Origin of the sequence: Mesorhizobium sp. M0800, assembly GCF_040320095.1 — a bacterium.
Lineage (GTDB): Bacteria > Pseudomonadota > Alphaproteobacteria > Rhizobiales > Rhizobiaceae > Mesorhizobium.
Genome location: NZ_JAMYOZ010000012.1, coordinates 49,224 through 71,155 on the forward strand (window position 1 = coordinate 49,224; position 21,932 = coordinate 71,155).

20 protein-coding genes and 4 pseudogenes are annotated in these 21,932 nt (G+C 61.1%); 20 read left to right on the top strand and 4 right to left on the bottom strand.

All coding sequences use genetic code 11. The features are described from left to right. Nucleotides 1–259 precede the first annotated feature (259 nt). From NKI18_RS16475 to NKI18_RS16490, 4 genes and pseudogenes are all read left to right on the top strand, one after another. Nucleotides 260–510, top strand: a pseudogene (locus NKI18_RS16475) (type II toxin-antitoxin system Phd/YefM family antitoxin); the annotation flags it as partial. Between the two features lie 149 nt (nucleotides 511–659). Then, nucleotides 660–1,124 carry a type IV secretory system conjugative DNA transfer family protein gene (locus tag NKI18_RS16480; RefSeq protein WP_352620042.1) on the top strand — a complete coding sequence of 155 codons (465 nt, stop codon included), beginning with the start codon at nucleotides 660–662 and terminating at the stop codon, nucleotides 1,122–1,124. A 4-nt stretch (nucleotides 1,125–1,128) separates the two neighbouring features. After that, a complete protein-coding gene (locus tag NKI18_RS16485; RefSeq protein ID WP_352572211.1) occupies nucleotides 1,129–1,563 on the top strand; it encodes a CopG family transcriptional regulator in 435 nt (144 codons plus the stop codon). Nucleotides 1,564–1,808: 245 nt separating this feature from the next. After that, a complete protein-coding gene (locus NKI18_RS16490; RefSeq protein ID WP_352620018.1) occupies nucleotides 1,809–1,985 on the top strand; it encodes a hypothetical protein in 177 nt (58 codons plus the stop codon). A gap of 772 nt (nucleotides 1,986–2,757) precedes the next feature. Here NKI18_RS16490 and NKI18_RS16495 read toward each other — a convergent pair. Then, a complete protein-coding gene (locus tag NKI18_RS16495) occupies nucleotides 2,758–3,063 on the bottom strand; it encodes a hypothetical protein (protein WP_352457223.1) in 306 nt (101 codons plus the stop codon). Between the two features lie 517 nt (nucleotides 3,064–3,580). Next, nucleotides 3,581–4,483: a hypothetical protein gene (locus NKI18_RS16500; RefSeq protein ID WP_352620043.1), complete on the bottom strand. Its 903-nt coding sequence runs from the start codon at nucleotides 4,481–4,483 to the stop codon at nucleotides 3,581–3,583. 726 nt (nucleotides 4,484–5,209) lie between these two features. On the opposite strand from NKI18_RS16500, the gene NKI18_RS16505 reads away from it, so the two are divergent. Next, the gene (locus tag NKI18_RS16505; protein ID WP_352620019.1) at nucleotides 5,210–6,265 is read left to right on the top strand and encodes a GSU2403 family nucleotidyltransferase fold protein; all 1,056 of its coding nucleotides are present in this window, start codon (nucleotides 5,210–5,212) and stop codon (nucleotides 6,263–6,265) included. Nucleotides 6,266–6,491: 226 nt separating this feature from the next. On the opposite strand, the pseudogene NKI18_RS16510 reads toward NKI18_RS16505, so the two are convergent. Both NKI18_RS16510 and NKI18_RS16515 read right to left on the bottom strand, forming a co-directional pair. After that, a pseudogene (locus NKI18_RS16510) lies at nucleotides 6,492–6,878 on the bottom strand (type II toxin-antitoxin system VapC family toxin). Then, entirely contained in the window at nucleotides 6,878–7,135 is a 258-nt protein-coding gene (locus NKI18_RS16515; RefSeq protein WP_352620020.1) for a type II toxin-antitoxin system VapB family antitoxin, read from the bottom strand. The pseudogene NKI18_RS16510 and the gene NKI18_RS16515 overlap by 1 nt, the downstream one beginning before the upstream one ends. 549 nt (nucleotides 7,136–7,684) lie before the next feature. Between NKI18_RS16515 and trbB the strand changes: the two genes are divergently transcribed. The 15 genes and pseudogenes from trbB to NKI18_RS16590 all read left to right on the top strand — a co-directional run bounded on the left by trbB (nucleotide 7,685) and on the right by NKI18_RS16590 (nucleotide 21,917). Continuing rightward, nucleotides 7,685–8,701: a P-type conjugative transfer ATPase TrbB gene (gene trbB, locus NKI18_RS16520; RefSeq protein ID WP_352620021.1), complete on the top strand. Its 1,017-nt coding sequence runs from the start codon at nucleotides 7,685–7,687 to the stop codon at nucleotides 8,699–8,701. After that, a complete protein-coding gene (locus tag NKI18_RS16525; RefSeq protein ID WP_502900709.1) occupies nucleotides 8,698–9,039 on the top strand; it encodes a TrbC/VirB2 family type IV secretion system protein in 342 nt (113 codons plus the stop codon). Before trbB ends, NKI18_RS16525 begins: the two co-directional genes overlap by 4 nt. Beyond that, a complete protein-coding gene (locus NKI18_RS16530; protein WP_023679160.1) occupies nucleotides 9,039–9,302 on the top strand; it encodes a VirB3 family type IV secretion system protein in 264 nt (87 codons plus the stop codon). The genes NKI18_RS16525 and NKI18_RS16530 overlap by 1 nt, the downstream gene beginning before the upstream one ends. Before the next feature lie 11 nt (nucleotides 9,303–9,313). Further along, nucleotides 9,314–11,821 (top strand): conjugal transfer protein TrbE, encoded by a 2,508-nt coding sequence (trbE, locus tag NKI18_RS16535; protein ID WP_352620022.1) that lies wholly within the window; start codon nucleotides 9,314–9,316, stop codon nucleotides 11,819–11,821. Then, the gene (trbJ, locus tag NKI18_RS16540; RefSeq protein WP_502900710.1) at nucleotides 11,818–12,567 is read left to right on the top strand and encodes a P-type conjugative transfer protein TrbJ; all 750 of its coding nucleotides are present in this window, start codon (nucleotides 11,818–11,820) and stop codon (nucleotides 12,565–12,567) included. The genes trbE and trbJ overlap by 4 nt, the downstream gene beginning before the upstream one ends. A gap of 12 nt (nucleotides 12,568–12,579) precedes the next feature. After that, nucleotides 12,580–12,948: a putative entry exclusion protein TrbK-alt gene (gene trbK-alt / locus NKI18_RS16545; protein ID WP_352620023.1), complete on the top strand. Its 369-nt coding sequence runs from the start codon at nucleotides 12,580–12,582 to the stop codon at nucleotides 12,946–12,948. Next, on the top strand, nucleotides 12,945–14,315 hold the full coding sequence (trbL, locus tag NKI18_RS16550; RefSeq protein WP_353020041.1) for a P-type conjugative transfer protein TrbL: 1,371 nt from the start codon (nucleotides 12,945–12,947) through the stop codon (nucleotides 14,313–14,315). Before trbK-alt ends, trbL begins: the two co-directional genes overlap by 4 nt. Then, nucleotides 14,312–14,998 carry a conjugal transfer protein TrbF gene (gene trbF / locus NKI18_RS16555; protein ID WP_352620025.1) on the top strand — a complete coding sequence of 229 codons (687 nt, stop codon included), beginning with the start codon at nucleotides 14,312–14,314 and terminating at the stop codon, nucleotides 14,996–14,998. Before trbL ends, trbF begins: the two co-directional genes overlap by 4 nt. A gap of 41 nt (nucleotides 14,999–15,039) precedes the next feature. Beyond that, complete coding sequence (gene trbG, locus NKI18_RS16560) at nucleotides 15,040–16,068, top strand: P-type conjugative transfer protein TrbG (protein WP_352620026.1); 1,029 nt, start codon at nucleotides 15,040–15,042, stop codon at nucleotides 16,066–16,068. Beyond that, the gene (locus NKI18_RS16565) at nucleotides 16,065–17,270 is read left to right on the top strand and encodes a TraB/TrbI/VirB10 family type IV secretion system protein (RefSeq protein WP_352620027.1); all 1,206 of its coding nucleotides are present in this window, start codon (nucleotides 16,065–16,067) and stop codon (nucleotides 17,268–17,270) included. The genes trbG and NKI18_RS16565 overlap by 4 nt, the downstream gene beginning before the upstream one ends. Next, nucleotides 17,267–17,374: pseudogene (locus NKI18_RS16570) on the top strand (DUF2274 domain-containing protein); the annotation flags it as partial. The gene NKI18_RS16565 and the pseudogene NKI18_RS16570, both read left to right, overlap by 4 nt. Before the next feature lie 41 nt (nucleotides 17,375–17,415). Beyond that, on the top strand, nucleotides 17,416–17,703 hold the full coding sequence (locus NKI18_RS16575) for a DUF2274 domain-containing protein (RefSeq protein ID WP_352620028.1): 288 nt from the start codon (nucleotides 17,416–17,418) through the stop codon (nucleotides 17,701–17,703). Nucleotides 17,704–17,999: 296 nt separating this feature from the next. Next, a complete protein-coding gene (locus tag NKI18_RS16580; protein WP_352620029.1) occupies nucleotides 18,000–18,761 on the top strand; it encodes a Tll0287-like domain-containing protein in 762 nt (253 codons plus the stop codon). After that, nucleotides 18,758–21,549, top strand: a pseudogene (locus NKI18_RS16585) (ATP-binding response regulator). Before NKI18_RS16580 ends, NKI18_RS16585 begins: the two are co-directional and overlap by 4 nt. After that, entirely contained in the window at nucleotides 21,546–21,917 is a 372-nt protein-coding gene (locus NKI18_RS16590; protein ID WP_352474820.1) for a response regulator, read from the top strand. Before NKI18_RS16585 ends, NKI18_RS16590 begins: the two are co-directional and overlap by 4 nt. Nucleotides 21,918–21,932: the final 15 nt, after the last annotated feature.

Below are 21,932 nucleotides of genomic sequence, written 5' to 3' on the forward strand. Positions count from 1 at the left end.
GGCAAGGCCCCCAGAGTGGGCCTTGTTGTTTTTGGGAGCGAGCCGGCGTGGTCGTCGTCGGTCAAAACTCCGGCTAGAAAATCCCGGCGGTCGAAGGACGGCACGCAGTTGAGCGCGTAGACGGCTTCAGCCCGTCTCGCGGCGATTTCAGCTGGATCTTGCAAGCAGCCTTGTCACGGGCTCGTTTCCATTTGGTTGGCGCCAGACACTCGCGGAAAGCGCGAAAACGCCTCTATTCCGGAATAGAGCACTCTCGCCGATGACCGCCACCGTCACCGCCGTCTCGAAAAACTTCGGCGCTTATCAGGATACCTCGGTTCCGCAATCCGGTTCGTCATCACCAAAACGGCCGCACGCGCACCGTGCTGCTGGCCTACGAGGTTTTGTCTGGCTGTTGAAGCGCGACAGGCGGGTCGAGCTGATAGTGGAGCTCAGCGAGGACGATATCGCTGCGGTCGAAGCCTCCGCATGGAGCCGAGTCTCGACCATCTCAACGACGAGCTCTCTGGGCCAAAACCAAAGTCGGACACGTCTTCTGTTATTCCTATCTCTGGCATTGGCACACCGGGAGGGCGCGAAGAAGGCGACAAGGACCAGCCCTGCCTGGTGCTGGCGCTGGTCGGCCACCACGAAGCACGTGGACAATAACGGCGCGCGCTCTGATGACGCCGGGCGAGATCATGCAGCTTCCGCCGAGCGATGCCATCATCATGATCTCTGGCCAGTTCCCAATCCGAGCGAAGAAGGCACGCTACTTCGCCGATCAGCGCCTGGCCGAGCGTGTCCTGCCGCCACCGAAAGCCGGAGAGAGCTTGAAAGCCGAACGCTCTGACGACTGGACCGGAACGACAGTCTTTGCTGAGCCGGAAGGCAATCCTCAAAAATCGTGGCGCGCCAAGGATCAGCAGGACGACGATCCGGCCAATGGCGGCATCCGCCGCCAGCCCGAGCTTCCCGAACACGAGGACATCGCACCGGAGCGAACAACACAGCGCGACGATGAGTTCGATCTTGACCGGGACGAGCCCGACGATGACGCCATGCGCCGTCGTGGTGTCGATCAGGCTATGAGGCGCGCAGCACGTCAGGCCGCTCTTGACCCCAGTGATGGCATTGAGCTTTGAGCCCATGAAGAACGCCAAGAAAAAACGTCTGTCTGCCTATCTTGATCCTGACGTGATGAACGGACTGGCCGATTACGCTGGGCGGCGCGAGGTCTCGCTGTCACTGGTCGCCGAGGCTGCGCTCGCATCGTTTCTGTCGCCGGATGCCGAAGAGCGGAAGCAAGCGGCGATAACTCGCCGCCTCGACCAGATCGATCGACGCGTGCAGCGTGTCGAGCGTGACGTCGGAATTGCTATTGAGACGCTAGCATTGTTCGTCCGGTTTTGGCTCAACTCGACCCCAGCCTTGCCGGAATCCGCTCAGGCCGAAGCCCGCGCGAAGGGTTTGCAGCGTTATGACAATTTCGTCGATGCGCTCGGTCGCCGGCTCAGCAAAGGACCAAGGCTGAGGCAGGAAATAGCCGACGATGTCCCGCCAGCGCCGCCAGCGACTGGATGAGCTGCCGGCAAGACAGGCGCTTCAACAGCCCAACCCCAGTGCCCGATTTCGGAGCTATTTTGCGCAGCTGATGCCCATCAGATCACCGTGCATCGGAGCGGCGGGCCTCGGCAAGGGTTATTGCCAGCGAAACCGGACATCGGGCCCCAATCGATGCTCAGGGCTTCTTCTTAGGCGCAGTAACTTTGAAACAAATCCTGCCGGCAGGCGTTCCAGCATGGCGGGCGGCGTTGCCGGAGGACCCAATGCCCGACCAATACAATGACATCGTCATCCCCCAGGACCACGATGCATCGCCACTTCGGGAGGAGGAGTATTTCGTCCTCTGCCCGGCGTGCGGCCAGGCGTTCGACATCAGGTGTATGGCAGAGGCGCTTCATCACAACGAGCTGGGCCACGAGCCATACGACCTCGACTCGTAGTCGGCAGTTACCGACGACCCTCGACGAACGTCGAGCCTGGTCGAGACCCACACCGAGGGTAAGTTCTCCCTCATCTGGCCCGGCGTTGCCGTCTGATCGGCTTACAACGAATCCCCGTCGCAAGGGCGGAGCTTCGCCGGCACGCTATGTCGTGACAGATACCTTGCGGCCTTTCAGCGACGACTTGATTGCCGTTGCGGTTGTTGTCGATGCGGTCGCGGCCGCCACCGACCGGGTTGTTAACCCAGGGGAGGGCGCTTACTCCACCGCAACCATGTCGCCCAGTTCCGTCGCGACGCTCCGAAGCAGACCTATTGCCGGCATCGGGGCCCGGGACGAACATGTGATCTCCATAATGGGTACGAGCCGGAGCCCATCGCGATTGAAACTGCTGACCGGCGATCAGGCGCTCGTTGCACAGAAAGGTTACGATCAATCGCGATGCCCGCGCTGCCTTCACCCGAAATGTGCTGGGCATCTCCTTCCACAGCGCACACGTGCGACACGTCCTGGACGGGCGCGCCGCCTGTTGCCGAGAGCGACGATCGCGAATCCGAACGCTGGACGGCAGGTGAGGCGCGGTTGCGACTTGCTTCACCAGTAATCTCGAAGACGCCAGGGACGCACTACGCTGGACGCGTGCCCTAGCCGTCGAGCTCCCATTTATCCGTTCGTCCGCTCCATATCCGGCTGGACCGCGCCGCACCCTTGGGCTGTCCAAAGGCGTTGGCATCTTCCCTACGCCGACACCGGCCGTTGTATCGCCGGAGCGTCAACCCGCTGAAGTCCGGCGGTGCTTTCTCAGCCGAGTGATCGCCGACTTGTCGACCGTGATCACCCCGCCGCAGTCAATCCGCACAGAGAGTTTGTTCGCCCCGCAATCGATGCGGGTGACGTCCCCAACAAGAACCACTCGGTCGCCGGCCCGGACTTTGGGTGGCGGATCAATCGTATAAGGATGGTCATATGAAGGAATGCTCACCCTGGCGCGCCCGCTGGGGAGAATCGTGATGACGGTACCTGCCAGCGCAACCTCATCGCCGACCTCAAATTCGCGAGGCATGTTAACGTGCAGCATGGTCTTCCTCCCGATGCTTTCCAAATTGATGCTTTGCTAATGCCCGGCCAGCCAGGTTGGTTGCTTGCAATCGGCTTTGTACGGTTCCGCACAATTCCAAGCTGGGGTATGCACTCCCAGTTGGCCTCGGATCGGCATTGTGTGCGTCGAATTCTGCAGAAATGGCTTTACATTCAGCGATGACCTTGGCGCGCCCAGGCCCGTGTTAGCGGAGCGGCGAACTTCCTCTCGGTCGGCGATGGCCATAAACGCGGAGCGTGGAGCGAAAATGGATCCTTCGCCTTCGGGTACTTCGTCCGGTAAATTCGAAGAACGCCGACGCTGGCTTCAGCTGCCACGCGGGTTATTGGAGCCAGATCATTGATGCGGGTGTCGCGCGCCTACGGCAGGTCAAGTTCGGTTTCATGCGTCCCGATCTTCAAGGCCAGCGACGCCATCATCCGGCAATGTTCAGCCAGCTCATATGTTGTTCGCAATTGCTGCACATGGAAGGTTCCGATCGGTTGACATTTCAACACTAGAGCAACCGGACAGACGCTGGAAGCGGCCCAAGCCTTGCCCTTCTCCGGGCCAGGCTTCGAGCTTTTTGGCGAGCTATCCTGAGTTCGGGCAGCGTTGGTTGCCACCAGCCTCGTTGCCGTTCCGCTAACTCGGCAGCACGCCGAGCGGGCCATGTTCTAATCAATTCAGCCAACGTCGCCGGACGCCATCTGCCCCAGACATGGTCGACGTTCGCCTCGATCAAATGCGGATAGAACGCTGCTAACTCCGAGGCGTTGACGAGTTCACCCGAAATCTCGGTGAAGACCACGATGCCGTATTGCTCCGTCGCCACGGCACGGCCAAGCCGGGGTAAATCGTCAGGGGGCAGTGGATAGCGACGTCGCCTGCGTTCGGCATACCGCAATCTAGCGGCTTTATATTCCTCGGAGTCTTTGGATGCTTCCCGTCGTCGTTTCCGCTCCTCCGGTTCTGCGCGGCCTGCGGCCCTTTCGATGCTTGGCCAATGGCGCCTCAACTCCTCGTATGAGCGGAAAGGCACCCTCCAGGCCCGCAGTTCGTCGTCCCAGCTCGCCCATGGAACGGCTCGCAATTCCTCAAGAACCGTCCGCGAATATGGCGTGCGGATTCGCAGGTCGTCCGCGACTTCCAGATACCGGCTCGACAGGGGATCGAAGGCGAAGGCATCCCGTCCCTTGCTGTCATCATGTGCTACTCGTAGATTCGCCTCTTGCGCCTGCCAGCGCAGGATGCGCCGCGCGGCAGTCTTTCCCGGCACGAACCAGCTTTTGCGCTCGTCACTCCACCTGGCGCGCGGAAATGCCTGTCGAAACCGCTCAACCGCCGCGCGATCGTACGGAAAGCGCGCTTCGGCTCCAGGAGCTGGCTGCGGTGCAGCAGGGGAGTCGGATTTTTCCATCAGATTGCGAAGCACAGCACTGCTCGCAAACAACGCGGTGCAGTTCATTTGGGTCCAAGAGCACCAGAACGTATGGTCAGAGCCGCTAGGGGCAGCCAATGAGGCGATCGGTGAAACTGCTGAATGCTAGCGTGGGAAAGCTTCGCCGCGCCGGACCGTTTATTTTGCTCCAGGAGAGGTCCATTCATGCCCAGACTAGATGCAAAAACCCAATTGCCAGACGGCCAACGAGCCCTCGTTCGCGTCCCCTGAAAGCGAGGAGACGGAAGTGAACCACTTCGTCGAAACGCAAAGTGTATCGCCAGCCCAGGCGCGGGAGCTTGTGCGGCGCCACGGAAACGACTGGCGTAAGATCGATAATGCCGCCAAGTCTTATAAGGACGACAGCTAAGCACTTCCAAGCCGGGGGAAAGGGAGCTTTGTCACGACATCCGCGGAGTTGCAAATCGAGCGGATCGGCTTGAGGTGACGAATGACCACCATCGCCATATTGGTAGCTTTCTCAGACCGTTTGCACCGGCCCGGTCTGGGGATGGAATAAAACCAGCGAAGGCCGCGTTCGAGCGGCGCTTTTGCTTCGACTGCGCTGCCGTAGAAAAGTCGCTCGGTCCTCATATTTTTTAATTAATACAGCTACTTCTACAGTCGCAGTGGAATCACGTGAGAGCTGTTGCAATCGGGCGCTCCGCCGCCTATTGTGTCTTGCAACAGCTCTGAGATAAACGTGTGGTAACTGTTGAATTGATTGATTTTGTTGAATTAAATAACGATCAGCGTCGGGAAAAAGTCAATTCCGACCAACGGTTCATTGCGCTCAAAGAGGCCCAAAGGAAGGCGAAGAGCTTTCGGGGATCCCTCGTCTGGCACACCGTGAACGGCATCGACCATTTGATGCGAAGCTACTACGACGCCGCTGGCGTACGACACCAAAAGGCAGAGGGTCGGCGCTCGCCGGCGAGCGAAGCTGTCAAGGCGGATTGGGAAGCAGCTCGCGCGTCCGCCCAAGAAACGCTCTCTGCGCGACAGGAGCAGATGGAGCGCCAATCTGCTGTCAATCGCGCGCTCCGGCTTGGGCGTGTTCCCCTGATCGCCGCAAGAATTATCAGAGCAATCGATAACGCCGGTCTTCTCGGGGAAGGCATTCGTATTGCAGGCACGAATGCGATCTACGCCTATGAGGCGGCGGCCGGAGTGTTCGTGGATCCCGGAATCACATCGACGCAAGATATCGATCTCCTCATGGACTCGCGCCAGTCCCTCAGGATCATGTCTGGCGCCAACGTCGAAGATGGAGCGCTCATCAACCTTTTGCGCAAGGTCGATCGGTCTTTCGAGCGTTCATCCGCCACATTCCGCGCGGTGAACCGCGACGGATATCTCGTCGATCTGATCAAACCGCTCGCAAACCCGGCGTGGAAGCCGAGCCGGGAAACTATCGGGAAGGCTGACGACGAATTGGTGGCCGCCGAGATCGCCGGCCTGGCATGGTTGGAAAATGCCCCTGCTTTCGAAGCAATCGCCATCGATGAAAAAGGCGGACCGTTACGGCTCGTGGCACCCGATCCGCGTATTTTTGCCGCTCACAAATTCTGGGTCTCAAAACGAGCTGATCGCGAGCCAATCAAGCGCCGCCGCGACCTGGCCCAAGCGCAAGTGGTTGCCCGGCTGACGACGCAGTATCTCGAGCATCTCCCCTACGAAGCAAGCGAGCTTCGGGTCCTCCCAAGGGCCGTTTTCGACGAGGCCCATCATTTGTTCGCACAACCAGCGTCGCGGCCGTGAATGTCTGAGCAACATGTTGGCCGGCTGGATTGGCCCTCAACTTCCAACCGATCGAAGACGCGGCCCAGCAGCGCCAGATCGGAGGGACGAAAGACGCCAGCTTGCTCTGCTTTGGGACCAATTGGCACGACACCCCTTGATGCAGGCCCAGCCGACAGGATCGAAACTAATTGGCGCTATTACAGGGTTCAAGCTGGAGACAGCCGATGATCCTAGAGTCTCGTGCTCACGCCGGTTCGATATTCGTTTGGGAGAAGTCTTTGCCGATGAAAAGCAGCGGTTCGTCTGCACGCTTTGCCAAAGCATAGGACAGGAAATCGGCAAAATTCAGCGCCGCCGGGTGGTGGCCTTTGCCGTAGGTCAGTCAACCCTGGGTCGCCAGATCAACCAATTCGGAGTCGACAGGAATGATGTCGGCCTCGATATTGCGCAGCCAAAGATCGATCTCGGCCAATGCGTGTTCGCCGCGCCTGCTGACCAGCACCATGCGTGCCTCGGGCACCCCGGTTGCCGGGACCAGTCGGATTGGGTCGGAGACCAGCGCTCGTTCCAGCCTTGCTGCCTCAGGCTCGCTCCGAAGGATCGCTACAACAGCTGAGGTATCGATCACCATCAGTTATGGATTCCATGCTCGTCATACCCGATGATCTCCTCGTCGCTGCGAGTGTCCAGTTCAGGCAATCGTGCCACTCTTTCTCGGATGGCGCGCAATTCTGCCAGCAGACGCTCCTGAGCGGTCTCTCCAAAGCCCAAGCGATGCAAGCGCTCGCTAAGGGCTTGATGGATGGCTGCTGTCTTACTGATACCCTGGCGGCGTGCGAGTTCATCGGCGAGAGCAACGGTAGCCGGATTTTTGATATTCAGGGACACGAGAAACTCCAAAAATCTACCTTTCTGGCAATTTCCACCATAGTTCTCTAGGCTCTTCAACATACCTGCTAGCCTCGCCTACACCCGCGCCGGATTGATCATGACAATCGCCAGGCCGTTGCCTGCCAAGGCGGCGACCGCCAGTCTCTCGAAGCTGCCTGTCGACTCCAATCCGACAACGGCCGGCGAAAGGGCTGCCAATCGCCGAACCAGATCCTCCACCCCGGCATGGTCATACCCCCCGAGAACGCCTCACCGGACGTCAAAACATGCACGTCGAGCCGATCCTTGGAACGTCGATGCCAATAATGACTTCCCAATCGGGCTTCGCTTGCGGCCCTAGATATAGCCGGCTGTTCTGCTGGAGCGGAGATGGCCAGTCGGGCACCGGGTTGCTGAGCTATCGCGGTCGCGGCACCGCATTTCGCAAGTCTCTGCACGTCATGCCACGATCGCCGGTTTTGCTTGTTGCAAGGCCCGCGCTCCTGCCTTTTCTAATGATCCCCGACCGCGGCAAGAACCAGTTCGTGGCGAGAAACGGGGACCCGCATGGCGACCAACTATCATGCCAGCAAGGGAGCGGTATCGCGCGGCGCGCGCATGCTGCGCACCGCCCTCGGCCCGGCGATCGCAGGCTTCCTTGACGATCCAGCCATTGTCGAGGTGATGCTCAATCCCGACGGTCGCCTGTGGGTTGACCGTCTCAGCGAAGGACTCGCTGCAAGCAATGAAATACTGATCGCGGCCGACGGCGACCGGATCGTCAGGCTGGTCGCGCACCATGTCGGTGCGGAGGTGCATTCGGGCTCGCCGCGCGTTTCGGCCGAACTGCCCGGGACCGGCGAACGGTTCGAGGGTCTGTTGCCGCCTGTTGTCACGGCGCCAACCTTCGCCATCCGCAAGCCGGCAGTCGCGGTGTTCACGCTTCAAGACTATGTCGCCGCCGGCATCATGACCGAAGCCCAGGCCGGCGTCCTGCAGCTTGCCGTGAAGACACGGAAGAACGTGCTGGTGGCCGGCGGCACGTCGACGGGCAAGACCACGCTCGTGAACGCGTTGCTGGCGGAGGTCGCTAAAACCGCCGACCGCGTCGTGCTGATCGAGGATACGCGAGAGCTGCAGTGTGCTGCGCCCAATCTTGTGGCGCTGCGCACCAAGGACGGTGTCGCCTCGCTTTCCGATCTGGTGAAGTCGTCGTTACGCCTTCGGCCCGATCGCATTCCGATCGGCGAGGTACGCGGTGCGGAAGCGCTCGATCTGTTGAAGGCCTGGGGCACTGGCCATCCCGGCGGCATCGGCACCATCCACGCCAATTCTGCCATTGGCGCACTGCGGCGACTGGAGCAGCTCGTGCAGGAGGTGGTCATTACGGTTCCGCGCGCACTGATTGGCGAAACCATAGATCTCATCGCAGTTCTCGCTGGCCGCGGCTCAGCGCGCCGGCTCGTCGAGATCGCCCTGGTCGACGGGCTCGATCCGGCCACCGGCGACTACCGCACCCTGGAAGCAAATTTCGAGACCACAACGACCGTGAATCGCCACTCTCCCTATGGAGCTTCAGAATGACCCAGATGCGCTTCAATTCATCGGCTATCCGCAAACTTGCCGTGGAGCTGTCGTATGCGGCGACCGCCGCGATCATTACGATTGCGCCCGCCCATGCTGCCGGTTCCTCCATGCCCTGGGAGGAGCCGCTTCAGCAAATCCTTGAGTCAATCGAGGGGCCAGTCGCCAAGATCGTGGCGGTGATCATCATCATCATCACCGGTTTGTCGCTCGCTTTCGGCGACACATCGGGCGGATTTCGCCGGTTGATCCAGATCGTCTTCGGGCTGTCGATCGCTTTCGCGGCAAGTTCGTTCTTTCTGTCCTTTTTCTCCTTCGGTGGCGGAGCTCTGATCTGATGGATGAGGAGATCCGTGGCTTTTTCGCGCCGGTGCATCGCGCGCTCACCGAACCGATCCTGCTCGGCGGCGCGCCGCGTGCGGTCGCCATCGCCAACGGCACGCTGGCCGGCGCGATCGGATTGGGGCTTCGCTTGTGGATCGCGGGGCTCATCATCTGGGCGGTCGGACATCTCGTGGCCGTCTGGGCGGCAAAGCGCGATGCGCAGTTCGTCGATGTGGTTCGCCGCCACCTGCGCTATCCCACGCATTTCGGCTGTTGAGGTTTTTCGCCATGATGAACCTCGCGGAATATCGAAAGAAGAGTGCCAGCCTCGTCGATTATCTGCCGTGGGCTGCCCTGGTAGCGCCGGGCGTGGTGCTCAACAAGGACGGCAGTTTTCAACGGACGGCGCGTTTTCGCGGGCCGGATCTGGACTCCGCGACGCCGGCGGAGCTCGTCGGCACGACCGCGCGGCTCAACGGCGCGCTGCGCCGGCTCGGCTCCGGCTGGGCACTTTTTATCGAAGCACAGCGCAATCCTGCCAGCGGCTACCCAGACAGCCGGTTCCCGGATTGCGCATCCGCACTTCTCGATATCGAGCGTCGCGAACAGTTCGAAGACTCCGGTGTGCTGTTTGAAAGCAGCTACTTCCTCACCGTCGTGTGGCTGCCTCCGGCCGAGGAAGCGTCGCGCATGGAGAGTTGGCTCTACGAAGGCCGGGAAAAGACCGGCGTCGATCCTTGGGAGCTCCTGAAGATTTTTGTCGACCGCACCGACCGCGTGCTCAACCTCATCGAGGGCTTCGTTCCCGAAGCTGACTGGCTCGATGACGGAGAGACGCTGAGTTACTTACACTCAACCATTTCGACCAAGCGGCATCGCGTTCGCGTACCGGAAACGCCGATGCATCTCGATGCTCTGCTTGTCGATCAGCCGTTGGCCGGCGGATTAGAGCCGAGGCTTGGCGATGCGCATCTGCGCACACTCACCATCACCGGGTTTCCGACGATGACCTTCCCGGGGATTCTCGACGATCTTAATCGCCTTGCCTTCCCCTACCGCTGGTCGACGCGGGCGATCATGCTCGACAAGACCGACGCGACCAAGTTGGTGACGAAGATACGCCGTCAGTGGTTCGCGAAGCGGAAATCCGTCGCCGCGATCCTCAAAGAGGTGATGACCAACGAGGCATCCGTTCTCGTCGACACGGACGCCGCCAACAAGGCGGCCGATGCGGACGCGGCGCTCCAGGACCTGGGCTCTGACCAGATCGGCGAAGCATATGTCACCGCCACCGTTTCGGTCTGGGATGCCGATCCGTCGATCGCCGACGAAAAGCTGCGTCTGGTCGAAAAGATCATTCAGGGCAGGGACTTCACCTGTATCGCCGAAGGCGTCAACGCTGTCGAAGCTTGGCTGGGCGGTATTCCTGGCCATGTCTATGCCAATATTCGCCAGCCCCCGCTTTCCACGCTCAACCTCGCGCACACGATTCCGCTCTCCGCGGTCTGGGCAGGTCCGATCGAGAACGAGCATCTTGGAGCGCCGCCGCTGTTCTTCGCCAGAACCGAGGGCGCCACACCGTTCCGGTTCGGCCTGCATGTTGGAGACGTCGGCCACACCCTCGTCATCGGCCCGACGGGCGCTGGCAAGTCGGTCGTGTTGGCGATGATCGCGCTTCAGTTCCGGCGCTACGAAAACAGCCAGGTCTTTGCCTTTGATTTCGGCGGCTCAATCCGCGCGGCCATACTCGCCATGAATGGTGACTGGCACAATCTCGGAAGCGATACCGCAAGCGGGCAGGGGTCTGACGATCCGTTGCCCTTGCTCACTTTGACCGATCTGTCGGACGACGTTGACACCGTGTCGCTGCAGCCGCTTGCCCGCATCCATCATACGCCGGAGCGGGCCTGGGCGGCCGACTGGCTTTTCGACATTCTACTGCGCGAAGGCGTGTCCATCACGCCGCAGGTGAAGGAACATCTGTGGTCGGCGCTGACGTCGCTGGCCTCTGCGCCCGTCCACGAACGGACGCTGACTGGCCTGTCCGTGCTGCTGCAGTCCTCGCCGCTGAAACAGGCGCTTGGTCCCTACTGCATCGGCGGCGCTTTTGGCCGGCTGCTTGATGCCGAGTATGAGCGTCTCGGCGAAGCCTCCGTCCAGGCGTTCGAAACCGAGGGCCTGATCGGCACGGGTGCTGCTGCCGCGGTGCTTGCCTATCTTTTCCACCGCATCGAGCAGAGGATGGACGGCCGGCCGACACTGCTGCTCATCGACGAGGGCTGGCTGGCGCTCGACGATGGCGGTTTCGCCGACCAGCTGCGCGAATGGCTGAAGACGCTGAGAAAGAAGAACGCCAGCGTGGTCTTCGCCACGCAGTCGCTTTCCGACATCGCCGGATCGCCAATCGCGCCGGCAATCGTCGAAAGCTGCCCAACGCGGCTGTTCTTGCCGAACGAGCGCGCTATCGAGCCGCAGATCGCCGAGATCTATCGACGCTTTGGTCTCAACGATCGCCAGATCGAGATCGTCGCCCGGGCGATACCGAAGCGCGACTATTACTGTCAAAGCCGCCGCGGCAACCGTCTGTTCGAACTGGGACTCGGTCCGATCGCGCTGGCGCTCTGCGCCGCATCGTCCAAATCGGACCAGGCCGCGATCGACCGGACAATCGCCGAGGCCGGCCGAGAGCATTTCCTCGAGGCCTGGCTAGCGGAGCGCGGTCTCTCCTGGGCGGCCGACCTCATCCCAGGTCTCACCAACGTGATCGACCAGTCCACAGAGGAGATTTCGTCATGAATTCCAATCTTGCAGGCAGCCGAATCCGTCGCATGGCGGCAGCCGGCACCATCGCCGTCGCCATGGCGCTGTCATCGGCACCAGCATCGGCGCTGATCGTGTTCGATCCGAGGAACTATGCCGAAAACCTGCTTTCGGCATCGCGGGCCCTGGAGCAGATCCACAACCAGATCACCTCGCTGCAAAACGAAGCGCAGATGCTGATCAACCAGGCGAAGAATCTCACGTCGCTGCCGACCTCGCTGCTTGGCCAGATCGAGGGCAATTTCTCCGAGATGAAGAGCCTGCTCGGCGAGGCCGGCAAGCTGGCCTATAGCGTCCAGGAGATCGAGAGCCAGTTTACCTCCGCTTACGAGAATTTCGGTTCGGATCTGTCGAGCCAGCAGCTTGTAGACGGCGCGCGTCAACGCTGGCAGACCTCGGTGTCGGCCTTCGAGCACTCGCTGAAAACCGGCGCCGTTGCGGTCGACAACATCGCCGGGACACAAGAGCAGACGAGTGCGCTGGTCGGTGCCAGCCAGTCGGCTGTCGGGGTGCTTCAGGCAACGCAGGCCGGCAACCAGCTCCTCGCCGTGCAAGCCAAGCAAGTTGCCGATCTCACTGCGATGCTGGCCGCACAAGGACGAGCCGAAGCCCTTGAGCAGGCGAGGCGGGCGGCCGCGCAGGAGCAGGCACGCGAACAGTTCAGCCGTTTCATGACGGGCAGCAGCTACAGCCCGTCATCGGTAAAAATGTTCCACGACTGAGGCCACAGTCGCATGGATCTCAAGATCGCCGCCCGGATAACAGCCGTTCTTGCCCTTGGCGCCGCCATGACCGCCGCCTCCATGGCGCTGCGCGGCGACGGCTCGCAGGACGCGTCCTCCCCGCGCTCCGCATATCCGGGCGGCGAGCCGGCTAAGGTCGAGCTTGCCCGATGCCGGGCCATCGGCATGGCGGCCGTTGACGACGAAGCCTGCAGGAGAGCCTGGGCGGAAAGCCGCCGACGCTTCCTGCAACCATCCCGCCCCATCGCGCCAAACGGGGCTCCGTCGATCGAAAAAGACACGAGGCGCCTGCCGCCGGCCCAACCGCCGACGACCTCTCGCGCGGAAGACCGGCTCAATCCGGAGACAGTGGCGCCATGAACGACACCGGCGTGATCGATCGCTTCCTGGAGACCTTTACCCGCTATATCGATTCCGGCTTCGGGCTGCTCGGCGGCGAGGTCGCATTCCTCACCTCCACTTTGATCGTCATCGACATCACGATTGCCGGCCTGTTCTGGGCTTGGGGTGCGGATGAGGACGTGCTGTACCGGCTGGTGAAGAAGACGCTCTATATCGGCTTCTTCGCCTTCATCATCGGCAACTTCAATCGTCTGGCCGGGATCGTCTTCGAGAGCTTTTCCGGACTCGGTCTGAAGGCGGGAGGTTCGGCACTTTCGGGCGTCGCACTGCTGCAGCCGGGCCGCGTCGCGCAGGTCGGCGTCGATGCCGGCAATCCAATCCTCGAAGCCGCCAGCCAGTTGATGGGCTACGTCTCGTTCTTCGAGAATTTTGTTCAGATCGTGGTCCTGATGATTGCCTGGGCGATCGTGCTGATTGCGTTCTTTGTTCTCGCCGTACAGATCTTCGTCACGCTGGTCGAATTCAAGCTGACGACGCTTGCCGGCTTCGTGCTGATCCCTTTTGCGCTGTTCAACCGGACCGCCTTCCTCGCTGAAAAAGTGCTCGGCAACATCGTTGCCTCCGGCGTGAAAATCCTGGTGCTCGCCGTCATCGTCGGCATCGGCTCGGGGCTGTTCGGCGAGTTCACCCAAGGTTTCGGCGCCGAACAACCCACAATCACGGATGCGCTGTCGCTTGTCCTGGGCGCTCTGTCGCTGATGGGGCTGTCGATCTTCGGTCCCGGCATTGCGACGGGGCTGGTCTCTGGTGCCCCGCAACTGGGCGCAGGTGCCGCTGTTGGCACGAGCCTCGCCGTTGGTGGCCTTGGCGTAGCCGGCGCTATGGGCGCCCGCGCCGCAATAGGCGGCGCAGCAGGCGGGCTCAGTGCAGGCGGGCGCATGTCGGCAGCAGCCGCACGCGGCGGCGCGCATTTGGCCGGCAGCACTTCGGCCGCCTGGGAACTTGGCGCAGCGACATCTGGAAGAGGTGGTGCAGGCTCAATCGCCGCCGGCATGGCGGGTGTCGCAAAGGTTGGTGCCAGCGCTGCCGTTCAACCCGTCAAGCAGGCGATGTCACGCGCCGCGTCAGCCCTGTCCGACAGCTACGAGGCCGGCCGCTTTGCAGCTTTGAATGCGGCGACTGGAGAGCAATCGTCGCCAACGGCTTCCTCCGGTGAATGGCCGACCACCGAAGCCAGCGCCGACTCTGCGCCCGCATGGGCAAAACGCATGAAGCGCGGCCAGGCTATGAGCCATGGCGCCAGCATCGCCGCGCATTCGATCCACTCGAGCAATGATGGCGGCGGCTCGATGAATGTTTCCCTCGATCAGGACGACCGCCGATGACCCCCTTTAGACGCCCTTTTGTTCGTTACGGAAAAACGCCTCAGCCCGAGACGCCATATCAGCGTGCAGCCCAGATTTGGGACGAGCGCATCGGCTCGGCTCGCGTCCAGGCGAAAAACTGGCGGCTGATGGCCTTCGGCTCGCTCATCTTGGCCGGCGGTTTTGCATCCGCATTGGTCTGGCAGTCGACGCGCGGCTCAGTGGTTCCCTGGGTGGTGGAGGTCGACAAGTTCGGCGAAGCGCAGGTTGTCGCTCCGGCCATTGCCGACTATCGGCCGACCGATCCGCAGATCGCCTGGCATCTGGCCCGCTTCATCGAAGAGGTCAGAAGCATTCCGGCCGACCCGGTCATCGTCCGCCAAAACTGGCTGCGCGCCTACGATTACACCACAGACCGCGGCGCCATTTCCCTCAATGATTATGCTCGCTTGAACGACCCTTTTGCCAAAGTGGGCAAACTCCAGATCGCCATCGAGGTTTCCAGCGTCATCCGTGCTTCGCCGGATTCCTTCCGCGTCGCCTGGATCGAGCGCCGCTACGAGAACGGCACCTTGGCCGGCACCGAGCGCTGGACCGCAATCCTCACAATCGTGATCCAGCCACCGCGCGACGCCGACCGGCTGAAAGCCAATCCCCTCGGTGTCTATGTCAACGCCATCAACTGGTCGAAAGAACTTTCATGATGATGTGTGCGGCACGAACAAGAACATTGGCGAGACCGGCCATGCGCAATGCGCCCAGGGCGCGTATGCTTGCCCTGGCACTGCTGTCAGCAACGGCGCTCGCCGGCTGTGCTTCGAAAAAATACATTCCGCCCGAGATCCAATATGACGATGCCAGGCCTGCCGTGCAGAAGGTCGACCCACCTGCTCCAGTGAAGGTGGTGGAAGTACCGAAACTGCTTCCACTGCCTGGTCAGTTGAAACCGGTCGAGGCCACGAACACGAAGGTGAAGCCGGAGCCAGCCGATCCGAAGCAGCGGATCAGCCAGGCCAATGAGGCCGCACGCATGCAGCCGGTTCGCGACGGTTTCGTCAATGCCATCCAGCTCTATCCCTGGAGTGAGGGCGCGCTCTACCAGATCTACGCCGCACCTGGCCAGGTCACCGACATCGCCTTGCAGCCCGGCGAGCAGCTTGTCGGCTCCGGGCCAGTCGCCGCAGGTGACACAGTGCGCTGGATCATCGGCGATACGCAAAGTGGGACAGGGGAGCGCCAGCAGGTCCACATTCTCGTGAAGCCGACACGGCCAGATCTCCAGACCAACCTCATCATAAACAGCGACCGCCGCACCTATCATCTCGAGCTCCGCTCGACCGAAAAGACCTACATGGCCTCCGTCTCCTGGCAGTATCCGCAGGACCAGCTGATTGCGCTGCGGCGCCAGAATGCGCAGGCTTCCGCCGCAAAGCCGGTCGCGACCGGCGTCGACCTCCAGAGACTGAATTTCCGCTACCGCATCGAGGGCGATGCCGCACCCTGGCGGCCGCTTCGCGCCTTCGACGACGGTGCAAAGGTCTACATCGAGTTCCCATCGGGCATAGGGCAGGGGGAAATGCCGCCGCTGTTCGTCATCGGCCCTTCGGGTGGTTCGGAACTGGTCAACTACCGCGCTCGCCAGAATTACTACGTCGTTGATCGGATGTTTGCGGCCGCTGAATTGAGGCTCGGCGACAAGACGAGCGAAAAGCGCGTCCGCATCGTGCGGACGGACGCGAAACGACGCCAGTCTGGCACGGGGCTGTTCCGATGAGCGACGCTGCAAATGCACTCAACCAGGACATTCGAGCCGAACTGCGCCTGCGGCCCGAACCGGCTAGGGTCGCGCGGTTGTCGCGCAAGGTGCTGATAGGCGTTGGTGGGGTTGCCAGCGCCGCGATTCTCGGCACGTTGATTTGGGCGCTCGACACCAGACGGCGCGGCACCGAACAACCGTCCGAGCTCTTCACCACTGAAAACCGCTCCACCGCCGACGGGCTGCAGACCCTGCCGAAGGATTATGCCGGGATTCCGCAACTCGGCCCCGCGCTGCCTGGCGATCTTGGCCGGCCGATCTTGCGTGCGCAGGAGCGCGGCCAGCCGACCGGGGCGCCGAACATCAGTGGACCGCGCGCCGATCCGGAAGAACAGCGCCGCCTGGCCGAGATCGAGGCCGCCCGCGTGGCAAAACTGTTCACCAATACCAGCGCGCGGGTGCATCCGGTAAGACAGGATCCGAACACGGTCGCGAACACTTTGTCCGGCCCGACAACGCCGGTCGAGGAGCCACCGAGCGATCCAGGCCCCGCTCAAAACATGCAGGACCGCAAGCTCGCTTTCGTCAATGCCGGACCGGATCGCCGCACCGTCAGCCCCGATCGGCTCGCCGAGAAGGCCTCGCCCTATATCGTGCAGGCTGGTACCGTCATTCCGGCAGCCCTCATCACCGGCATCCGTTCCGACCTGCCCGGCGAGATCACCGCTCAGGTCACGGAAAATGTCTACGACAGCCCAACGGGCTCATACCTTCTGATCCCGCAGGGTGCGCGGCTGATCGGCCAGTATGACAGCCAGGTCGCGTTCGGTCAGTCACGCCTGCTGCTGGTGTGGAACCGACTGATCATGCCCGATGGCACATCGATCGTGCTGGAGCGCCAGCAGGGCGCAGACACGCAGGGGTTTTCTGGCCTTGAAGACGAGGTTGACCATCATTGGGGCCAGATGTTTCGGGCCGCCGCGCTCTCGACATTGCTCGGCATTGGGACATCGCTTGGGTCCAGCGACGACGAAAGCGAAATCGCCAAGTCCATCCGCGAAAGCGCGCAGGATTCGGCCTCCGTTATTGGCCAGCAGATCGTGCGCAATCAGCTCAACGTGCAGCCGACGCTCACGGTGCGGCCCGGTTTCCCGGTTCGCGTGATCGTCAATCGCGACCTTGTTCTTGTGCCGTATGGTGCGCCGAAGGATGCGTCATGACCAAGCTGAAACGCTCCGCCATTCCCGATGACCGTCCGGTCAAGATCACGGTCGAACTGCCCGGCGCCGTTCATCGCGATCTCGTCGCCTACGCAGATTATCTGAACAGTCAACATGTCTTTCTCTCACAAGCAGGAGGTGAACAATGCCAGATCTGAGGCTCGGTCGGCTGCCGAAGGTTGGTGTCGTCCGCGTGACCATCATCCTGCCGGAGCCTCTCAAGGAGGAACTCGATCAGTATGCGGCCGAGCACAGCCGGCTCTACGAACCCGTGGACACCGCAGCGCTGATTCCGCACATGCTGGAAGCCTTCGTCGGTTCGGATCGGGGTTGGCGCAGCCGTAAGACGAAGGCCGGCCGTGCCCGTCAACGAGGGGCGTCTCCAGCCAGCAGCACGACGCGAAGCGGTGCTGAAGGTGATGGCTCCGCCTGAAGCTGTCCCAGTGGCTTTACCCTAAGCGGAATGCCGGTTCCGACCCTAAGCGGAAGCTCGCTTGCTCCGGGCCAATTCACGGCCATCACCCGAAGCCGTCATCCAGTTGGTCGAGACTGTGGGTTGGCAATGGGGTGGTAAGGGACATTCGGCGGAGATGGGTTACACGCCAGGGACGCTTCGGAACAGACGGCGAATATTTCGTTCCCTCCTTCCCTGAGCTTCGCAGTTTGTCGCTGCCTCCCCGGCCTTTATCGTGCTATGCTGCTAGTGGCCTTCCTGGAAGGGAAACGGAAATGTCCGGCATGTCAACGTTGACGCGGACTTTCATTGCCGCTGTTCTCGTCGGCTGCGCGTTCGTCGTGTCGTCTGCCATCGGAGCGGGAGTTACCGAGGATGTCGTGACGGGAACACGACTCGCGGAATTGCTCCGTGCGGGGCGAAGCATCATCTCGAACTATCAGACGCTCATCAATGATCCTGCTCTTGGCGACAAGCACCTCGACGGTGAGCGCATTACGAGAGAGGCCATCGCCGCATACTCAAAACACATCGGCAACGACCCGCTTTCCGGCGAATTGACCGAGCGCGACCGGCGTCTGCTTGAGGTCCAGATTGAGGCGATGCGAGAGGTGGTGGACGAACAGCAAGATAACATCAACCGCGCGGGAATCGCTTTCAAGGGCTTCGTGCCAGCCGTGTTTGCGCGTCTGATGAATGACAAGTTCGTCGCCAAGGCCGGCAACGAAGCTCGGGTGCGCGTGACTGCGCCAGAGCAACTCGTGCGCAACCGCAAATCGCTTCCGGACGCCTGGGAAGCACAGATCATCGAAAAGGTCTTGGTGGATCCGCAGAGAGCGAAGGGAGAAGCCTACACGGACGTCACAGAGGCGGATGGACGCCCGGCATTTCGAATGCTGCTGCCCGAATACTATACTGGCTCGTGTCTTTCCTGTCACGGCGAGCCGAAGGGAGAGATCGACGTGACAGGATATCCAAAGGAGGGCGGCAAAGCGGGCGATCTGGGAGGCGCGATCAGCATCGTCTTGTTCAAATGAGCGCTTTGGAACAATCACCGCACCAAGTGGAAGCCGTATCGGCGCCGGCGAGGCCACTTGCGCGTAGCTTCGCCAATTTACCGATTTCGGCCCGCATAGCTGCGCTGACAGCGGCCGGCCTTATCAGCCTCATCGTATCCTCCATCTTTCTCACACAGGCACTTTATCGCAGTGCAGATCGAACCGCGGAGACCAAGGCATTTTTCGACGTCGCATCCACTGCGGCTGCGGCCCACGTAACATTCGGCGAATTGCGATACTGGCTGACTGATTTGTCGGTTAGCTTGTTGATGAATTCTCAGCGCAATGCCGAGCAGGCGCGCGAGCGACTGCTGGCACATCTGGACCGCCTTTCGAAATCATCACCGGATGCGGTCAGGGAATCCGCGTTGAGATCGATGCCTATGTCAAAACGGCGTTACAAGCGGCAGACAGCTATACTCAAGACAACCGCATCATCGGCAACACTCTCCTCGCCGAGGCGCGCACCCACAGCGCAAATGTGGATGCCGCGCTTAACAAACTCGTCGAACGAGCGAGCGCCGAGGCAGAAGCCGCTCGCAACGAGGTCGTAACGGAAACCCAGAAAACGGCGACTACCGCTGCCGTGCTGGTGGCCATCGTGGTGATGATCGGGTCGCTTCTCACCATCCTTGTTCTTCGCTCGATCGTCGGCCCGTTGCGGCGGTTGAACCGGGTGATCGGAAATCTGACGGAAGGACGCTACGACGTCGAAATACAGGCAGAGGGAGGGGACGAGCTCGGCGCGATGGCGCGGACGCTTCGGCTTTTCCGGGCGAGCGCAATTGAAAAGCAAAGACTGGAAGATGAGGCGGAGCGGCAAAGACGGACGATCGCAGCGGCACTCGAGGCGATTTCTGACGGATTTGTCCTGTTCGATTCGGAGGACAAGGTCCTTCTTGCCAACAGCAAATACTGCGAAATCTTTCCCGGCAATGAGCGAGCTACTCTTCCTGGGCAAAGCCTTCAGGATATTCTGAAAGGACGCTTGGCGAGCGGGCACGTCGACCTTGAGGGCGCGTCGCCGGAGGAATGGATTGCCAAGAGGTTGCGCATCCAGAAGGATCCGGCAGGCTTTGTCCACGAGGGTCGCTTCGGAGAACGCTGGGTCCGCGTCAGCAAACGAAAGACCCCTGACGGCGGGACCGTCGCCGTTTACACCGACATCACGGAACTGAAGCAGAGAGAGGTCGAACTCGAGCGGGCCAAGAGCCATGCTGAAGCGGCAAATGAGGCCAAGAGCAGCTTCCTCGCGTCCATGAGCCACGAGCTACGCACTCCACTGAACGCGATCATTGGCTACAGCGAGATGCTGATCGAAGAGGCGAGTGACGAGCAAATGAACGAGTTCGTCCCAGATGTGGAAAAGATCGCCGGGGCCGGTCGCCATCTCCTCGCGCTCATCAACGACATCCTCGATCTGTCGAAGATCGAGGCAAATAAGATGGAAAATTTCCTGGAGACTTTCGGCGTCGCCGACTTGTTGCGCGATGTCCAGGCCACAGTCGCGCCACTGATGGCGAAAAACCGAAACAGTTTCGTGCTGGACCTCGCGGGCGAGCTTGGGAAAATGCATTCGGACCAGACGAAGTTGCGTCATAACCTCTTCAATCTACTCAGTAACGCGGCCAAGTTCACCGAAGTGGGCCGTGTAACGCTGGCGGTTCGACGCAACAGGAGATCGGACGGCGACTGGTTAATATTCACAGTGTCGGACACCGGGATCGGGATGACGCCAGAGCAGCAAGAACGGCTCTTTGACGCTTTTATGCAAGCAGACGCGTCCACCACTCGCAACTATGGCGGAACGGGATTGGGCCTTAGCATAACCCGGAGTTTCTGCCGAATGATCGGAGGCGTTGTAACGGTCAAGAGCGAGTTCGGAAAAGGCTCGACCTTCACAATGGAGATTCCAGCCGAGTGCAACGAGGAATCTAGCGAGCAGCGATCCGCCGAACCGCTGTCGTCGAGGCCGTCGGACAAGGCGGTTCTGATCATCGATGACGAACCTGCCGCCCGAACCCTCATCGCCAGGGCCTTGGCAGAGGCGGGACTGGCGTCGATCGAAGCAGCAAGCGGCGAGGAAGGAATAGCCGCTGCGCGAGCGCATCGCCCCGTCGCAATCGTTCTCGACATTATCATGCCGCATCAGGACGGCTGGTCAGTGCTGCGCTCGCTGAAAAGCGACAAGGAGCTCTGCGAGATTCCAGTAATCCTTGCGACGATACTTGCAGATCGCGAACTCGGCCTCTCACTCGGTGCGGTCGAATACCTGACGAAGCCGATCGACACGCGGAAGCTTGTTCGAACAATAGAGGCTTGCGGCAGTGGCAACCGCGATGTGCTTGTTATTGATGACGATCAAGCCTCCCGCGATTTCCTTCGGCGTATTCTGGTCAAGAAGGATTGGCGGGTTCACGAGGCAAGCGATGGCCTGCGCGGCCTCAAGCTGATGAAGCGGCTGTTGCCGCGTCTGGTCCTGCTTGATCTGCTGATGCCCGAAATGGACGGATTCGAGACCTTGAACGAGATGCAGCAGGTGCCGGAGCTGCAGAACATTCCGGTCGTCGTCGTGACTTCCAAGGATTTGTCGGCCGACGAGCTCAAATGGCTTCGCGACAGGGCGGTCGCGGTTGTGACCAAGGGCGCAAACAGTCGGTCTCAGTTGGTCGAGGCGCTCGAGCGCCAGATATTCCCGCTTGGATCGACAGGTGCCAGCATTGCCGATCGCGGAACCGCCCCCATGGCTGAAGGAAGCCGAGGATGACGAGGATCCTTCTCGTAGAAGACAACGAATTGAATCGCGACATGCTCTCGCGGCGGTTGTCGCGGCGTGGGTTCGAAGTCCTAATTGCGGAAAACGGACAGTCGGGCGTGGAACTCACCGTTTCGGAAAGGCCGGATCTCATCCTCATGGATATGAGCTTGCCGGTCATGGACGGGTGGGAGGCGACCAGGCGGATCAAGGCTGATCCGGCCACCTCCGGGATCCCGATCATTGCGCTTTCTGCGCACGCGATGGCCAGCGATCGCGAAATGGCGCTCGAGGCCGGCTGCGATGACTACGATAGCAAGCCGGTGGACCTGTCGCGACTTGTCCAGAAAATTGAACAATTGCTCGCCGGGAATCGATGAGGCCCAGGCCGACGG

What these genes read in the sequence shown, in the direction of transcription:
- NKI18_RS16590 (WP_352474820.1), top strand. Translation starts at nt 21,546, where the DNA reads ATGACGAGGATCCTTCTCGTAGAAGACAACGAATTGAATCGCGACATG.
- NKI18_RS16500 (WP_352620043.1), bottom strand. Translation starts at nt 4,483, where the DNA reads ATGGAAAAATCCGACTCCCCTGCTGCACCGCAGCCAGCTCCTGGAGCC.
- NKI18_RS16525 (WP_502900709.1), top strand. Translation starts at nt 8,698, where the DNA reads ATGACCCAGATGCGCTTCAATTCATCGGCTATCCGCAAACTTGCCGTG.
- NKI18_RS16485 (WP_352572211.1), top strand. Translation starts at nt 1,129, where the DNA reads ATGAAGAACGCCAAGAAAAAACGTCTGTCTGCCTATCTTGATCCTGAC.
- NKI18_RS16575 (WP_352620028.1), top strand. Translation starts at nt 17,416, where the DNA reads ATGCCAGATCTGAGGCTCGGTCGGCTGCCGAAGGTTGGTGTCGTCCGC.
- NKI18_RS16580 (WP_352620029.1), top strand. Translation starts at nt 18,000, where the DNA reads ATGTCCGGCATGTCAACGTTGACGCGGACTTTCATTGCCGCTGTTCTC.
- trbK-alt (WP_352620023.1), top strand. Translation starts at nt 12,580, where the DNA reads ATGGATCTCAAGATCGCCGCCCGGATAACAGCCGTTCTTGCCCTTGGC.
- NKI18_RS16565 (WP_352620027.1), top strand. Translation starts at nt 16,065, where the DNA reads ATGAGCGACGCTGCAAATGCACTCAACCAGGACATTCGAGCCGAACTG.
- trbJ (WP_502900710.1), top strand. Translation starts at nt 11,818, where the DNA reads ATGAATTCCAATCTTGCAGGCAGCCGAATCCGTCGCATGGCGGCAGCC.
- trbF (WP_352620025.1), top strand. Translation starts at nt 14,312, where the DNA reads ATGACCCCCTTTAGACGCCCTTTTGTTCGTTACGGAAAAACGCCTCAG.
- trbG (WP_352620026.1), top strand. Translation starts at nt 15,040, where the DNA reads ATGCGCAATGCGCCCAGGGCGCGTATGCTTGCCCTGGCACTGCTGTCA.
- NKI18_RS16530 (WP_023679160.1), top strand. Translation starts at nt 9,039, where the DNA reads ATGGATGAGGAGATCCGTGGCTTTTTCGCGCCGGTGCATCGCGCGCTC.
- trbE (WP_352620022.1), top strand. Translation starts at nt 9,314, where the DNA reads ATGATGAACCTCGCGGAATATCGAAAGAAGAGTGCCAGCCTCGTCGAT.
- NKI18_RS16490 (WP_352620018.1), top strand. Translation starts at nt 1,809, where the DNA reads ATGCCCGACCAATACAATGACATCGTCATCCCCCAGGACCACGATGCA.
- trbL (WP_353020041.1), top strand. Translation starts at nt 12,945, where the DNA reads ATGAACGACACCGGCGTGATCGATCGCTTCCTGGAGACCTTTACCCGC.
- trbB (WP_352620021.1), top strand. Translation starts at nt 7,685, where the DNA reads ATGGCGACCAACTATCATGCCAGCAAGGGAGCGGTATCGCGCGGCGCG.
- NKI18_RS16495 (WP_352457223.1), bottom strand. Translation starts at nt 3,063, where the DNA reads ATGCTGCACGTTAACATGCCTCGCGAATTTGAGGTCGGCGATGAGGTT.